Origin of the sequence: Streptomyces sp. NPDC042638, assembly GCF_040647235.1 — a bacterium.
Classification (GTDB): domain Bacteria; phylum Actinomycetota; class Actinomycetes; order Streptomycetales; family Streptomycetaceae; genus Streptomyces; species Streptomyces rameus.
The window spans coordinates 256891-272842 of record NZ_JBEZBT010000005.1 but is presented as its reverse complement, the minus strand read 5'-3'; the positions used below and the strand labels follow the sequence as shown (position 1 = coordinate 272842).

The following is a 15952-nucleotide window of genomic DNA, read 5'->3' as shown; positions in this document are numbered from 1 at the left end:
AAGGACAACCGTCCGTCGCACCACCGCCTTGTCCCCTTACGTTCATCCCGCCGCGAGCCGCCGGGACAACGGCGGCTCCCCAGACGGGAGAACGGGGGTGCACACGTGCGCATAGGACTGCTGACCGAGAGTGGTTACCCGTATGTGAGCGGTGACGCCGGGCTCTGGTGCGACCGGCTCGTGCGCGGGCTCGAGCAGCACGAGTTCGACGTCTACGCGCTCAGCCGCAGCCGGCAGCAGGAGGCCGACGGCTGCGTTCCGCTCCCACCGCAGGTCCGCCGGGTGCGTACGGCACCGCTGTGGACGGCCGCGGACGGCGGGGCCGTCCACGGGCGGCGCGCACGCCGGCGGTTCGCCGAGTGCTACGGGGAGCTGGTGGCGGCGGTGTGCGCCGGGGCCGCGGGAGCGTCCGGCCATCTGGCGGACCGTTTCGGCAGCGCGCTGTACAGGCTCGCCGAACTCGCCCGTGAGGAGGGCGGACTCGTCGGCGCCCTGCGCTCCGACGCCGCCGTACGTGCCCTGGAGCGCGCCTGCCGAGCCCCCAGCGCGCTGCGCACGGCGCGCGACGCGCGCGTGCCCGATCTGCTCACCGTCGCCGCGCACCTCGAACGCGCCCTGCGCCCCCTGTCCCTCGACTGGTACGACGACGACACCCTCGGCGCGGTCGACCTCTGCCACGCCACCGCGGGCGGCCCCGCCGCCCTCTGCGGGCTGCTCGCCCGGCACTTCTGCGGAGTACCGCTGCTCGTCACCGAGTACGGAGTGCAGCTCCGCTCGCACTACCTGACCCTCGGCCCCGACGCCGCCACCCCCGCCGTACGCGCCCTGCTCGGCGCCTTCCACGGCCGGCTCGCCGCCGAGGTCTACCGCGCGGCCGAGATCCTCACCCCGGGCAACGCGCACGCCCGCCGCTGGCAGGAACGGTGCGGGGCCGACCGCGCCCGCATCCGCACGGTGTACCCCGGCATGGAGGCCGGCCGCTTCACGGAGACCGGCGAGTCCCCGGACCGGGCGGAGCCGGACACCCTGGTCTGGGTCGGGCGCGTCGAACCCGCCAAGGACCTGGTGTCCCTGCTGCACGCCTTCGCCGACGTCCGCAAGGAGGAGCCCAAGGCCCGCCTGCGGATCGTGGGCGCCCCCGCCGGTGCCGAGGGCGCGGCCTACCTCGCCCACTGCCGGGCACTGGCCGCACAGCTCTTCCCGGACGAGGCGGAGGGCGCGTACGCCGTCGGCGACAACCCCGTCTCCTTCGAGGAGATCGGCGCTCCGGAGACCCCGACACTGGCCGACGCGTACGCCGCCGGCGCCGTCGTCGTCCTCTCCAGCGTCGTGGAGGGCTTCCCCATCAGCCTGGTCGAGGCCATGTTCTGCGGCCGGGCCACCGTGTCCACCGACGCGGGCGCGGTCGTGGAGGTCATCGGCGGCACGGGTCTGGTCGTATCCCCGCGCAATCCCCGGGCGCTCGCCGAGGCGTGCGTGGCGCTGCTGCGCGATCCCGAGCGCCGTGAGCGCCTCGGCGCCGCCGCACGCGCCCGCGCGCTCGAACTGTTCACCGTCGAGCAGAACGTCGCGGCATTTCACGGCATTTACCTGGAGATCGTCTCGCACTGTCCGGTCCGCCGGGTCCTCCTGGACGAATTCGGCGAGCCCTTGCCCTTCGCCGCACCGGCCGAGTCCCGCGTCCCCGGCCGCTGGACCGGTCCCACGGCACGCGCCCTGCCCCGCGGCGTGCCCGCCTGGGCCACGACGGCACCGGTCCGCGCGACCCCGCTCGCGACCGCCGAGGGGGCACGATGAGCGGCCTGGACAGCCGGACTCCCGGCAGCGGGGCGGGTTCCGGCCTGGTGGGTGCGCCCCGGGAACGGGGTGCGCGGTACGAGCCGGGTGCCGGGGCGGTGGGCGAACCGGGTGCCGGGGCGGTGGGCGAACCGGGTGCCGGTACGGCCGGCGAGCCGGGTGCCGGAGCGGCGGGGAACCCGGGGTGCCTCGCGGACGCAAGCCCGGGCCGGGCAGAGCCCACCGGGGCGGACCGGCCGGGGATGCCCAGCACCGCCGCTCCGTGGGACGCGCGGTCGGGGGAGTGGCTGGCGGACGATCCGAACACCTCCGCGGGCGGAGCGTCTCCCGGGACGGGCTTCGGCACGGCACCCTCCGTGCGGCCGGGCCCCGTGCACGGCCCGGCCGGCCGCCCCCGCCGGGCCGCCCTCAGCTCCGCGAGCGCCCCCGCCACCACCGGCGAGGCCGCCCGGGACGACCACACCCCGGCCGGGCCGCGCGGCGGGAAGGAGGCGAGGCCGGGCGTAACCCTTGACCGGGAACGCGCCGAACCCGCCCCGGGTGCCCGCCGGAGGTCCGTCGACCCCGTGAAAGCCCTGCTGCACCGGCACCGTGAGCTGTGTGAGCGGGCCGTGGACCCGCTGGAGATCGCCGCGGGGCTGGAGGCGCACGGCGTCACCGACCGCACCGCCGCCCGCTTCCGGCACCGTGACGTCTTCTCGCTCGCCGAGGAGCTGTACGCGCGCGTGCCGCGTGACGCCGAGCCGCGCCCGGCGCCCCACCCCCTGCCGGTGCCTCACGTCCGCGTCGGCTGGGTCCTGCTCACCCTCCTGCCCGGTGTGCTCGGCGCGGCCACGGTGACCGGACTGCGCCTCACCCACGGACACGCCCGTCCGCTGGTGGCCCTCGGCGGCCTCCTCGCCGTCGCCCTCGCCGTACGCGCGGCCCTGCGCCAGGGCCCGCTGGCCGGTCCGCCCGCCCCGCGCGCGTGGCGCACCACGGCCGGCACACGCGCGTGGACGCTCTTCCTGCTCGGCTACGCCCTGGCCGGTGACGGCCTGCTCCGCGCCGTCCTGGCGGGCGGACCCGACGCCCCGCCCACCGGCGCCGCGGACGGCCCCTGGCCCACGGCCACCGCGCCCGCCGTCGCCCTCCTGCTGGCCTTCGCCCCCGCGGCCTGCTCCGCCCACCTCCTCGCCGCCGGCGCCCGCCGCAGGCTCGCCGGCAGCCGGGGCCTGGACGAGTTCGCGGCCGCCGCCAGGCCGTTGCTGCTCGGCGCGTTCGCCCTCTTCCTGGGCGCCCTCGGCGCACTGCTGGCACTGTGCGGCACAGCCCTGCACGAGCCGGCGGCCTGTCCGCAGGCACTCACCCTGGGCGCGCTCCTCCTGCTCGCCCGCCTGCTCATCGTGCACCGGCACCGGCACGCCCCCGCCCTCGCGCTGGCCGCCGCGGCGGCCACCGAGGCGGTGGCCCTCGCACTGCCGGTGGCCGGCCGGCTGCCCGGCTGCGCCTTCCTCGCGATCCCCGTCGAGACCCTCGTCGACACCGCGGGCGAAGCCGCCGTACCGGCCCTCGCCTGCGGTCTCGCGGCCCTCGCCCTGCTGTGGCACGCCGGTCGCACCCTGGCCCGGGCCTCGGCCCACGCCCCCGCGGGAGCACCCGAGTGAACCTTCCGCCCACCGGTCCGACCCACCGCCGGAGGCACCCGCACCACCCCTCTGAAGGAGAACACCAGATGACCACCTCCCGATCCGGAGCGTCCGGAGCGGCCCCAGGAGCCGTCGACACGGCCGGTACCACCGGCGCGCACACCCCGGGAGCCGCACGATGAGGGTCCTGCTGATCGGAGCCAACGGATTCATCGGCCGCTTCGTCGCCGACCGCCTGCTCGCCGACCCGGCCGTCCAGCTCACCGCCCTCGGCCGCGGCGACGACGCCGACGTCCGCTTCGACCTCGCCACCGGCAGCCCGGGCGCGCTCACCCGCTTCCTGGACGCCGTCCATCCCGGGGTCGTCGTCAACTGCGCCGGCGCCACCCGTGGCGGGGCGCGCGAACTCACCCGGCACAACACCGTCGCCGTGGCCACGGTGTGCGAGGCGCTGCGGCGCAGTGGGTGTGGTGCCCGCCTGGTGCAGGTCGGCTGCGGTTCCGAGTACGGCCCGAGCCAGCCCGGCTCCTCCACGGCCGAGGACGCCGTACCGCGCCCCGGCGGCCCGTACGGCGTCAGCAAGCTCGCCGCGACCGAACTGGTCCTCGGTTCCGGCCTGGACGCCGTCGTCCTGCGCGTCTTCTCGCCGGCCGGTCCCGGCACCCCGGCCGGCTCCCCGCTCGGCCGGCTCGCCGAGGCCATGCGCCGCGCCATGCAGTCCGGCGACGGCGAGCTCAAACTCGGCGGTCTCGGCGTCCAGCGCGACTTCATCGACGTACGCGATGTCGCGCGGGCCGTGCACGCCGCCTCGCTCTCCGCCGCGCAGGGCGTGATCAACATCGGTTCCGGCCGCGCCGTCCGCCTCAGAGACGCCGCCGCCGTCCTCGCGCGCGTCGCCGGGTACGGCGGTGCCCTCCACGAACTCGACGCCCCGCCCGGGCCGCTGCGCGCCGCCATCGGGCACCCCCGCGACTCCGAGCACGTGGCCCCGATGGCGTATCCCTACCCGGACGGCTGCGGCAGCTGGCAGCAGGCCGACGTGCGCACCGCCCGCGACCGGCTCGGCTGGCGGCCCCGCATCAACCTCGAGGAGTCCCTGGCCGACATCTGGATGGAGGCGGCATGCCGCATCTGACCAGCACCACCGCCGGCGCCACCGGTACCGGGGTCCGCACCGGGCTCGGTGTCCCGGGCTACGCCCACCCGCTCGTCGCCCCCGCCCAGTGGGGCGAACTCGCCCGCCCCGGCACCCCGCTGGACTGGGTGGTCCTCAACGTCGCCGCCGGCCCCGGCAGCCGCCCGGACCCGCACTGCCTGGAGGCCGCGGGCCGGCTGCGCGCGGCGGGCGTCCGCGTCCTCGGCCACCTGGACCTCACCCACGGGGCCCGTGCCCTCGGCGACCTGCTCTGCGACGCCCACCGCCATCTCGACTGGTACCGCGTGGACGGCTTCCTGCTGGACCGCTGCCCCACCGAGCGCACCGCGCTCACCGAGGTCCGCCGCGCGATCACCACCCTCCGGACGATCAGCGACAGCGCCCACATCGTCCTCGGCCACGGCCGCCACCCGCACCCCGGCTACGCCGAGAACGCCGACCAGCTGGTGACCTTCGCGGGCCCCTGGTCCGACTACCGCTGGTCGCAGGTGGCCGAGTGGACCGCCGAATACCCCCCGGACCGCTTCTGTCACTTCGTGCACGGCGTGCCGCGCGCCCATCTGGACGAGGCGCTGCGGATAGCCCGCTGGCAGGGAGCGGCGACGATCTACTTCACGGATCGCACCGACGGGGGCGGGCGTATCGACCCCTGGGAGACGATGCCCGGCTACTGGGACGAAATCGTCTCGCGTGTCGGAACGGGTGTCTCGGAATGAAGAAGGGCGTGGCAGTGTTACGAGGAGAACAACTGTAGTGATTGACCGACCAACGGAGTCCCCGTGTCGCTGCCACCCCTGGTCGAGCCGGCTTCCGAGCTCACCGTAGACGAGGTCCGCAGGTACTCCCGCCACCTGATCATCCCCGACGTGGGCATGGACGGGCAGAAGCGGCTGAAGAACGCCAAGGTGCTCTGTGTGGGCGCCGGCGGCCTGGGCTCGCCGGCGCTGATGTACCTGGCCGCCGCGGGCGTGGGCACCCTCGGCATCGTGGAGTTCGACGAGGTCGACGAGTCGAACCTGCAGCGCCAGATCATCCACAGTCAGGCCGACGTCGGCCGCTCCAAGGCGGAGTCCGCACGTGACACCGTCAAGGGCATCAACCCGTACGTGGACGTGATCCTTCACGAGGAGCGGCTGGAAGCCGACAATGTGATGGACATCTTCAGCCAGTACGACCTGATCGTCGACGGCACGGACAACTTCGCGACCCGCTACCTGGTCAACGACGCCTGCGTGCTGCTCAACAAGCCGTACGTGTGGGGCTCGATCTACCGCTTCGACGGCCAGGCGTCCGTCTTCTGGTCCGAGCACGGCCCCTGCTACCGCTGCCTCTACCCGGAGCCCCCGCCCCCCGGCATGGTGCCCTCCTGCGCCGAGGGCGGCGTCCTGGGCGTGCTGTGCGCGTCCATCGGCTCCATCCAGGTCAACGAGGCCATCAAGCTCCTCGCCGGCATCGGTGAGCCGCTGGTCGGCCGCCTGATGATCTACGACGCCCTGGAGATGCAGTACCGGCAGGTCAAGGTCCGCAAGGACCCCGACTGCGCGGTCTGCGGCGAGAACCCGACCGTCACGGAGCTCATCGACTACGAGGCCTTCTGCGGCGTCGTGTCCGAGGAGGCCCAGGCGGCGGCGGCCGACTCCACGATCACTCCCAAGCAGCTCAAGGAGTGGATCGACGACGGCGAGAACATCGAGATCATCGACGTCCGCGAGCCGAACGAGTACGAGATCGTCTCCATCCCGGGCGCCAAGCTGATCCCGAAGAACGAGTTCCTCATGGGATCCGCCCTGGGGGGCCTCCCTCAGGACAAGAAGATCGTCCTGCATTGCAAGACGGGTGTCCGCAGTGCGGAAGTCCTCGCGGTCCTGAAGTCGGCGGGCTTCGCCGACGCGGTCCACGTCGGCGGCGGCGTGATCGGCTGGGTCAACCAGATCGAACCGCACAAGCCGGTCTACTGATCACCGGTCTCGCTCACCAGCGGGACGACGAAGCCCACGGCTGCGACCTTTCGGATGCCGTGGGCTTCTGCCGTTGTTTTCCGCCCTTCCCCCAAGGGGCACACGGTCGGTGAGACCCCAGGGAGGTACCGATATGAGCGCCGGAGAACGGGCCAAGGCAAAGGCCGAACAGATCGTCGGGAAGACCGTGCGGAAGGCGGCCCACGCGGTGCACAAAGAGACCCTCGCGGCGAAAGGTGCCGCTCTCGAAGCCCGGGGCAGGATGCGGGGCGCGAAGGAACGGGCCAGGGGCTCCTTCCAGCGCTGACCCCGCGGCCTGCCGTTTCGCCCGAGCGTCACAGGTCGGTCAGGAGCAGACGACGCCGGCCTTCGGCACCTTCCCGTCCAGCAGGTAGCCGTTCACCGCGCTCTGCACGCACTTGTTCTTGCTGTCGTACGAGCCGTGGCCCTGGCCCTTGTAGGTCAGCTCGACGCCGACGCCCCTGCCGAGTGCCTCCACCATCTTCTTCGCGCCCTCGTAGGGGGTGGCCGGGTCGCCGGTGTTGCCCACGACGAGGATGGGCGCCGAACCCGGCGCGCTGACGTCGGGATGGTCGGCGGCGCCCGGCACCGGCCAGTCGGTGCAGCTGAGCATGCCCCATGCCATGAACGGTCCGAACAGCGGGGAAGCGGCACGGAACTCGGGCAGTTTCCGCTGGACGTAGTCCGGGCTGTACCGCGGTTTGGCATCGGAGCAGCTGATGGCGGTGTTCGCGGCCAGGAGGTTGCTGTACTCGCCGTTCTCGCTCCGGCCGTTCAGCGAGTCCGACAGCAGCATGAGGACCTTGCCGTCACCGTCGTACGCCTGCTCCAGCCCCTCCGTGAGGTACTCCCAGAAGTCCTTCGAGTACAGGGACTGCGCGATGCCGTTGGTGGCCTCGGTCTCGGTCAGCCGGCGCGGGAAGATCCCGGGGATCGGCTTCTTGTCCAGGTCGGCCAGCAGTTTCGCGATGCGCGCCTTCACCTGCTGCTCGGTGTCGCCCACCGGGCATTCCTTGGGCTGGGAGGTGCAGTCCTTGGCGAAGTTGTCGAGAGCGAGCTGGAAGCCCTCGGCCTGGCCGAGCGCGCCCTGTTCGGGGTTCTGGGTGGGGTCGACGACGGCGTCGAGGACGGCCCGGCCGACGTGCCTGGGGAACAGGTGGGCGTAGACGCCGCCGAGTTCGGTGCCGTAGGAGATGCCGAAGTAGTGCAGCTTGTCGTCGCCGAGGACCTGGCGCATGAGGTCCATGTCGCGGGCCGCGTCCGTGGTGCGCACATGCGGAAGGATCTTCTTGGAGTTCTTCTCGCAGGCCGCGTTGAACTGCTTGGTGCGGTTGATGAACTCGGCGAGTTCGGCCTTGTCGTCCGGGGTGGCGTCCTGCTGGAAGTACTCATCCAGCTGGGAGTTGCTCTCGCACCGCACCGGCGCGCTGCGGCCGACCCCGCGAGGATCGAAGCTGACCAGGTCGTAGCGTGTGCGCAGGGTCGTGTAGTCCGCGCCGAACGCGGGCAGCGTGGTGACGCCGCTGCCGCCGGGGCCACCGAAGTTGAACACCAGCGAGCCGATCCGTCTGTTCGCGGGGCCGTCGGCCTGGGCGCGGATCAGGGCGATGCCGATCGTGTCGCCCTTGGGTCTGCTCCAGTCCAGCGGCGCCTTCATGGTGGCGCACTGCCACGCGGTGCCGCCCGGCAGCGGGGACGGGGCGCTGCCGCCGCCCTCCGCCTCGGACGGGGCCGGGCAGTCCTGCCAGTCGAGTTCCTGCGCCGTGAGATCCCCGTCCTTGGCGCTGCCGCCGCATCCGGCCAGCACAGCGAAGAGCAGCACGGTGGTGGTCAGCGCGGCGGCACGCAGCCTGCAGGGGTTCGCCATATTCCCCATGGTGGGGGCGCGCACACGGGCCCGCGCGGGGCGCGGGCCGTCCGGAGTACCTCACCCGGCGAGGACGCTCAGAGGGCTCCCTTGCGGGTGAGGTGGTTGAAGGCCAGCCAGCCCGGCAGCACGGGCAGCCACAGGGTCAGCAGCCGGAACAGCAGCACGGCCGGGGCGGCGACCTCCTTGGGCAGGCCGACGGCGATCAGACCGACGGTGAGGGTCGCCTCGACCGCGCCCACGCCGCCGGGGGTGGGCGCCGCGGAGCCGAGCGCGTTGCCGGCGAGGAAGACCACGGCGACGCTGGCGATGCTCAGCGACACGGTGCCGTCGCCGAAGGCCCGGATGGAGGCGTCCAGGCACATCACGAAGCAGGCGGTCAGCAGGAGCATGCCGCCGATACCGGTGACGAGCTTCTGGGGCCTTTGGAGCACGTCGAGCATGCGCGGCACGACACCGGCGAACAGCGACCTCACGCGCGTGACGACGAATTTGCGCAGGAACGGCACCGAGGTGACGACGAGCACGAGGACGGCCACGGTCAGCAGGCTGGTGATGATCGTGCGGGACGGCGACAGCGACGGCGTCTTCTCGGTGCCGGTCAGATAGCCGAAGGACAGCAGCATCAGGATGTGGCAGCCGAGCCCGAACAGCTGCGACGCGCCGACGCTCGCCACCGCGAGCCCCGGGCGCACGCCCGCCCGCTGCAGGAAGCGCGTGTTGAGGGCCACACCGCCGACCGCGGCCGGCGCCACGATCTTCACGAACGACCCGGCGACCTGCGCCGCCACGGTCCGCACGAACGGCACCCGCTCCGGCACGAACCCCAGCAGGGCCATCGCCGCGGCGACGTAACTGAGCGCGGAGAACAGGACCGCCGCGATCACCCAGCCCCACTGGGCCCGCGCGAACAGCGTGCCGAACTCGATGTGGGTCAGCTGTGTCAGCAGGAAGTACGCGCCGATCGCACCGGCGATGAAGCTGATGAGCGTGCGCGGCCGGATCCGCTCCAGCCGGGCCGGTTCGACGGGCGCCTGGGGCCTGATCCGCAGCACCTGGTGCCGGATCTGGGTGAGCAGATCCTCCTCGCGCGCCTCGTCCAGAGCCTCGTCGATGGCCCGCTTCTCCGCGCGCTGCTCGGCGCGGACCGTCTTCTTGTCCGGCTTCTCCAGCACGGGCGCGGCCGTCTCGGACGCCTCCTCACGGGTCAGCTTGGCCTGCCGGGAGGCTTCGAGTACCGCGTCGCGTTCCCGCTCGGCCCGCTCCCGGGCCAGCCGGCGCAGCGTCGCGCGCGTGGAGCGCGTCAGCGCGATGGGCTGGAGCATCGGCAGACAGCCGGCGACCGCGTCCGGGCCGAGCACCCCGACCGCCGAGGCGACGGCACGCTCGGCACCGACCCGCAGGCCGAGCGTGGTGACCAGCTGGGCGACGTCCATGCGCAGCAGCAGCTCACCGGCAGCGATCTCGCCGCCGCGCAGCTCGGTGAGGATCACCCTGCCGGAACGATCCACCAGGATCGCGTCCCCCGCCAGCCTGCGGTGGGCGATGCGCCGGGACTGCAACGCCTGCACCTGGTGCCAGGTGTTGCGCAGCACCTCGTCGGTGATCTCGTCGTCGGCCAGGGAGTCCAGGGTGCGTCCGCCGGTGTGCTCGTAGACGAGCATGACCGCGTCGGGGCCGAGTTCGGCGGTGGCGATCAGTTTGGGCGCGTCGGCGCCCGCCGCGATCGCCGCGTACGCCAGCAGCGCCTCCTGCTCCAGCGCCTGGCGCAGTGACTGAAGGCTGGAGCGGGTGGCGAAGCCGCGCAGGGTCAGATTGCGCCACGCGCGGTAGAAGAAGCCCTGCGCCTGCTGTTCCCGGTCGACGACCGTGACGTCCAGCGGCGGGCCGTCCTCCAGGGTGACGAAGTAGCGCCGGCCCCGGTCGCCGTTCTCCGACTCCGTGACCTCCTCCCGGGCCGCGTTGACCGGGTGGAAGCCGACGTGCCTGAGGCCCGCCATCAGGTTCTGGCCGGTCGGGCGCACGTTCGGGGAGCCGACCGCGTAGAGGGTGCCGTAGGCGATGGTCCAGCCGATCAGCACCGTCAGGATGATCGAGAAAGGCGTCGTGTAGCCGGTGACCAGCATCGAGAACGCGTCGAGCAGCAGCACGATCCACAGCACCGCGCGCCATCGGGGTCTGCGCGACATGCCGACGGCCGACATGTAGGCGATCACGGGCGCCAGATAGCCGTGCACCGGGTCGGTCAGGGCGTGGATGTCGCCCGGTGAGGGCTGGGTGAGCGCCTCCTGGATGGAGCCGGGGGCGGCCCGGGCGACCCACAGATCGGTGGCGAGCGTCACTCCATGGGCCAGGACGGCCGCGAGGACGCCGTCGGCGATGCGAAGGCCGTCCCGTTTGATCAGCCGTTCGATCGCGAAGGCCACCGGCACCAGCAGGATCGCGATGCTGGACGCCAGCCCCGCGATCTTGATCAGCAGGTCCGGGGCCTGTCCGGTGCCCTTGTTGATGTCCTGCTCGAGGCCCGAGGTGGTGCCGTGCGCGAACGCGGCGATCGCGAGCAGCACCACGATGCCGAGCAGTCCCGCCAGGAGCCGCATGAGGTCGGAGGGCCGGTGCACGCGCGCGGGGAGCAGCGGTTCGTCGCCCTCCACTCGCTCGGCGTGGGGGTCTTCGTCCCGCCCGCCGCAGGGGCCGTCATCGTCTCCCGGCCCGGGAGCCGAGGGCGCGTTCCCCGAGTCGGGCGCCCCCTCGGTGGCATCCGCGCCGTCGTCACGCGCGCGCGTGACAGGGGCTTCGTCGGCTTCGGCGTCATCCCCCCGCGCGCGGGGGGAGTCGTCCTTGCGGGGACCGGCGTCTTCCCGGTGCGCTCCGGCGCTGTCCGGGCGTGCGGAGGCGTCAGGAGTGCCCGCCGCTCCTTCGGGGTGCACGCCCGGCTCGTTCATGGTCTCTTCTTGGTCTCGTATCACCAGTCACCGCCCGCACGATGGTGGCATGCCCCACCGGCACACGCGGTCATCAGGGTGCGGATGCGCGGGCGCACAGTCTGCCCGAAGGACCGCCCGAGGGCGAGAGGACCGTTGCCCGCGCACCCGCCGGGATGCCGGCGAGGTGCGGCAGGATGGGACGAATGAGCGAGCAGATCCCTCCCGAGGACGCCCGCGAGGCGTATGCGGACGCGCTGCCGGAGTACGCCGAGCGGGTCCTCGAGGTCGCCGAGCGGATTCCGGCGGGCCGGGTCATGACCTACGGCGATGTCGCCGAGTGGCTGGAGGAGGGAGGGCCCCGCCAGGTGGGCCGGGCGATGGCCCTGTACGGCGGCGCCGTCCCGTGGTGGCGCGTCGTCCGCGCCGACGGGGTGCTGCTGCCCGGGCACGAACTGCGCGCGCTCGCGCACTACCGCGCGGAGGGCACCCCGCTGAAGCAGGCGGGCGCGAGCACGGAGGGGCATCTGCCGCGGCTCGACATGCGACGGGCCCGATGGGACGGCGGCTCGGACGCGGGAGGTCACACCTGACAGCTTCCGCCATCGAATGACGCCAGGGCGTGCCCGTGGTCCTTTCGGGGGACATGGGGGACGTCCGTGGCATGCCGTACGTTCGTGGGGGGAGGGACGCGCGAGGCCCGAGCGCCGCGAGGGAAGAACCGGAAGCTCTGCTTCCGCCCGGAGTGGCGGCGTAGCGTCGGCAGCGCGTGTCCCCCTCACCCCGCGGTCACCTCCTCGCACGCGTGACCGCCTGCCCACCAGCACAACCACCAGGACCGGCCGATCACGTGAGCTCCTCTTCCTCCACCAGGCGCCTGCCGTACCCCTCGGTGCGGCAGGGGAGCCGTGGCGCTTACCGACTTGTCCGTACCCCACCGGCCGTCGTGGATCCCCCTCGCTTGGACGCGGCGCAGCGCGCCGTGGTTGACCACCGCACCGGACCGCTGCTCGTCCTCGCCGGCCCCGGCACCGGCAAGACCACCACTCTGGTCGAGTCGGTGGCCGCGCGGACAGGCCGGGGTGGCGATCCCGCGCGGATCCTGGTGCTGACCTTCAGCCGCAAGGCCGCCGTAGACCTGCGCGACCGGATGGCCCTGCGCATGGGCGCGGCCCACGCGCCCAGGGCGACCACGTTCCACTCATACTGCTACGCCCTGGTCCGGGCCCACCAGGACAACGCCCGGTTCACCGAACCGCTGCGCCTGCTCTCCGGCCCCGAGCAGGACGTCGCCGTCCGCGAGCTGCTCGCCGGCCAGCCCGAGCTGGAGCGGCTCGGGCTGACCCACGTGCGCTGGCCGGACGAACTGCGCGCCTGTCTGACCACGCGCGGCTTCGCCGACGAGGTCCGTGCCGTCCTCGCCCGCACCCGCGAGCTGGGCCTCGGCGCGGAAGCCCTGGACGCCTTCGCGCGCCGCATCGGCCGCCCCGACTGGCAGGCCGCGGCCGCCTTCCTCGCCGAGTACCTCGACACCCTCGACCTCCAGGGCGTGATCGACTACGCGGAACTCGTGCATCGCGCGGTGCTGCTGGCCCGCCGCCCGGAGACCGCCGCACGGCTCGCGGCCCAGTACGACGCCGTGTACGTCGACGAGTACCAGGACACCGACCCCGCCCAGGTCCGGCTCCTGCGGGCCCTGGCAGGCCAGGGGCGCACCCTCGTCGCCTTCGGCGACCCCGACCAGTCGATCTACGCCTTCCGGGGCGCCGACGTCAACGGCATCCTCGACTTCCCGGCCGCCTTCCCGCGCGCGGACGGCCGCCCCGCACCGGTCGAGGTGCTGCGCACCTCCCGCCGCTCCGGCGCCGCCCTGCTGGCCGCGACCCGCCTGATCACCCAGCGCATGCCGCTGACCCGGCTGCCCGCCGACAAGGTCCGCGCCCACCGGGAGCCGGCCCCCGTCCGGGACGGCGGCCGGGTCGAGGTCCACACGTACCCGACACCCGGTGCGGAACTGGACAACATCGCGGACATCCTGCGCCGCGCCCACCTGGAGGACGGCGTCCGCTGGAGCGACATGGCCGTCCTGGTACGCGCCGGCTCCACCCTGCCGACCCTCCGCCGGGCCCTCACCGCGGCCGGCGTGCCCGTGGACATCGACGGCGACGACCTGCCGCTGCGGCACGAGCCTGCGGTGGCACCGCTGCTCACGGCCCTGCGCGCGGTGGCCACGGCGGAGGCGCGACGCCACGAGGCGGAGCCCGCCGCATCCGTGGGAGAGGGCGCGACGTCCGCCCCGGCACGAGCGCTGGACGCCCCGGCCGGCTCGACGGCGACGTCGGACGGCCCGGCCGGGTCCGTGGCGGGGGGCACGGTGTCCGGCTCGGCGGGGGTCTCGGACGGGCCGGCCGGGTCTGTGGCGGGGGGCACGGTGTCCGGCTCGGAGGGGACCTCGGAGGGGCTGGCCGGGTCTGTGGTGGAGGGCAGGGCGTCCGCCCAGGAGGCGACCTCGGACGGTGCGGTCGGCTCGGTGGTGGAGGGCGCGGCGTCCGGCTCGGCGGGGGTCTCGGACGGGCCGGCCGGGTCTGTGGTGGAGGGCACGGTGTCCGACCACGAGACGACCTCTGACGGGGGGTCGGCCGGCTCGGTGGTGGAGGGCGCGGCGTCCGGCTCGGCGGGGACCTCGGAGTGGACCCTGGACGGGTCCTGGCTCGACACCGACACCGCCCTCACCCTGCTCGCCTCCCCGCTCGCCGGCATGGACCCCGCCGACCTGCGCCGCCTCGGGCGCGCCCTGCGCGAGGAGGAGCGGGCCGCCGGCAACCCCCTGCCGCCCCCGTCCGACGAGCTGCTCGCGCGGGCCCTCGCCGAGCCCGAGCGCCTGGCCGTGCACGACCCGGCCTACGCGCGCGGGGCCCAGCGACTCGGCGCGCTGCTGCGCAAGGCCCGCGAGCGCCTCGCGGGCGGCGGTACGGCCGAGGAGGCGCTGTGGGACCTCTGGGAGGGCACGCCGTGGCCCGCGCGTCTGGAGCGGGCCGCCCGGCGCGGCGGCGCGGCGGGCCGCAACGCAGACCGGGACCTGGACGCCGTGTGCGCGCTGTTCGCCACCGCCGCGCGCGCGGAGGAGCGCACCGGGGGCCGCGGCGCCCTGAACTTCCTGGAGGAGACCGAGGCCGAGGACATAGCCGCCGACACGCTCACGCGCCGCGCGGTACGCCCCGACGCCGTCCGTGTGATGACCGCGCACCGCTCCAAGGGCCTGGAGTGGCGGCTGGTCGTCGTCGCCGGCGTCCAGGAGGGCCTGTGGCCCGACCTGCGGCGCCGCGGCTCACTGCTGGAGGCCGACCGCATCGGCCGTGACGGACTCGCCGAACCGCTGACCCCGGGCGCGCTGCTCGCCGAGGAGCGCCGCCTGTTCTACGTCGCCGCCACACGCGCGCGTGACCGCCTCGTCGTCACCGCGGTGAAGGCACCCGCCGACGACGGCGACCAGCCGTCCCGGTTCCTGACCGAGCTGGGTGTCGAGCCCAGGGACGTCACCGGACGCCCCCGCCGCCCGCTGTCCGTCCCCGCGCTCGTCGCCGAACTGCGCGCCACCACGGTCGACCCGCGCGCGTCGGCCGTCCTGCGCGAGGCCGCCGCCCGCCGGCTCGCCCGGCTCGCCGCCCTCGCCGACGACGACGGCCGCCCGCTGGTGCCGTCCGCGCACCCCTACCGCTGGTGGGGGATGTTCGAGCCGACCGAGAGCAAGGTGCCGCTGCGCCACCGCGACCAGCCCGTGGTGCTCTCCGGCAGTGCCCTCGACCAGCTCGCCAACACCTGCGCGCTGCAGTGGTTCCTGGGCCGCGAGGTGAAGGCCGACGCCCCCGCCACCACCGCGCAGGGCTTCGGCAACGTCGTGCACGTCCTCGCCGACGAGGTCGCCTCCGGTCGTACCCCGGCCGACCTGGACGTCCTCATGGAGCGACTGGATTCCGTGTGGAACGCGCTCGCCTTCGACGCCCCCTGGAAGTCGCAGCAGGAGAAGGACAACGCGCGCGTGGCGCTCGAACGCTTCCTGAACTGGCACGTGCTGGCCCAGGCCGGCCGCACCCCGGTGGCGAGCGAGCAGGACTTCGACGTCACCCTCGAAGCGGGCGACTACCAGGTCCGCATCCGCGGCCAGATGGACCGCGTGGAGACGGACGCCGCGGGCCGGGCCTACGTGGTCGACTTCAAGACCGGCAAGCAGGCGCCCACCGCCCGCGAGGTGGAACGCCACCCGCAGCTCGCCGTCTACCAGCTCGCCGTCCGCGAGGGCGCCGTCGACACGGCCTTCGACGGCGTACGCCCCGAACCGGGCGGCGCCGAACTGGTCCACCTCAGACAGGGTGCCGCCAAGCGCGACGGGGGCGACAGCCTGCCCAAGGTGCAGACCCAGGAGCCGCCGACCGGGGAATGGGCCGGCGAACTGCTGGCCACCGCTGCCGGAAAGGTCCTCGACGAGCGGTTCACGCCCACCACCGGCCAGCACTGCACGCACTGCGCGTTCCGTGCCTCCTGCAGCGCGCGCCCGGAGGGCCGGCAGGTGGTGGAGTGACGTACGGCACCACCTGCGCTGA

At 73.9% G+C, this 15952-nt stretch carries 10 protein-coding genes; 8 read left to right on the top strand and 2 right to left on the bottom strand.

Going from position 1 to position 15952, the window contains the following annotated elements:
* Window positions 1–105 precede the first annotated feature (105 nt).
* From AB0B40_RS07180 to AB0B40_RS07155, 6 genes are all read left to right on the top strand, one after another.
* A complete protein-coding gene (locus AB0B40_RS07180; protein ID WP_345056685.1) occupies window positions 106–1797 on the top strand; it encodes a DUF3492 domain-containing protein in 1692 nt (563 codons plus the stop codon).
* 242 nt (window positions 1798–2039) lie between these two features.
* Window positions 2040–3443 (top strand): hypothetical protein, encoded by a 1404-nt coding sequence (locus AB0B40_RS07175; RefSeq protein WP_345056683.1) that lies wholly within the window; start codon window positions 2040–2042, stop codon window positions 3441–3443.
* A 160-nt stretch (window positions 3444–3603) separates the two neighbouring features.
* Complete coding sequence (locus AB0B40_RS07170; RefSeq protein ID WP_345056681.1) at window positions 3604–4560, top strand: NAD-dependent epimerase/dehydratase; 957 nt, start codon at window positions 3604–3606, stop codon at window positions 4558–4560.
* Window positions 4548–5297 carry a spherulation-specific family 4 protein gene (locus AB0B40_RS07165; protein WP_345056679.1) on the top strand — a complete coding sequence of 250 codons (750 nt, stop codon included), beginning with the start codon at window positions 4548–4550 and terminating at the stop codon, window positions 5295–5297. Before AB0B40_RS07170 ends, AB0B40_RS07165 begins: the two co-directional genes overlap by 13 nt.
* Window positions 5298–5360: 63 nt before the next feature.
* A complete protein-coding gene (gene moeZ, locus AB0B40_RS07160) occupies window positions 5361–6539 on the top strand; it encodes an adenylyltransferase/sulfurtransferase MoeZ (RefSeq protein ID WP_345056677.1) in 1179 nt (392 codons plus the stop codon).
* A gap of 133 nt (window positions 6540–6672) precedes the next feature.
* Window positions 6673–6846 (top strand): hypothetical protein, encoded by a 174-nt coding sequence (locus AB0B40_RS07155; RefSeq protein WP_345056675.1) that lies wholly within the window; start codon window positions 6673–6675, stop codon window positions 6844–6846.
* A gap of 39 nt (window positions 6847–6885) precedes the next feature.
* Here AB0B40_RS07155 and AB0B40_RS07150 read toward each other — a convergent pair whose 3' ends face one another.
* Both AB0B40_RS07150 and AB0B40_RS07145 read right to left on the bottom strand, forming a co-directional pair.
* Window positions 6886–8427 (bottom strand): alpha/beta hydrolase, encoded by a 1542-nt coding sequence (locus AB0B40_RS07150; protein WP_345056673.1) that lies wholly within the window; start codon window positions 8425–8427, stop codon window positions 6886–6888.
* 77 nt (window positions 8428–8504) lie between these two features.
* On the bottom strand, window positions 8505–11372 hold the full coding sequence (locus AB0B40_RS07145; RefSeq protein WP_345056671.1) for a lysylphosphatidylglycerol synthase domain-containing protein: 2868 nt from the start codon (window positions 11370–11372) through the stop codon (window positions 8505–8507).
* Between the two features lie 185 nt (window positions 11373–11557).
* Between AB0B40_RS07145 and AB0B40_RS07140 the strand changes: the two genes are divergently transcribed.
* A complete protein-coding gene (locus AB0B40_RS07140; RefSeq protein ID WP_345056669.1) occupies window positions 11558–11944 on the top strand; it encodes an MGMT family protein in 387 nt (128 codons plus the stop codon).
* Window positions 11945–12297: 353 nt separating this feature from the next.
* A complete protein-coding gene (locus AB0B40_RS07135; RefSeq protein ID WP_362263401.1) occupies window positions 12298–15930 on the top strand; it encodes a UvrD-helicase domain-containing protein in 3633 nt (1210 codons plus the stop codon).
* Window positions 15931–15952 lie beyond the last annotated feature (22 nt).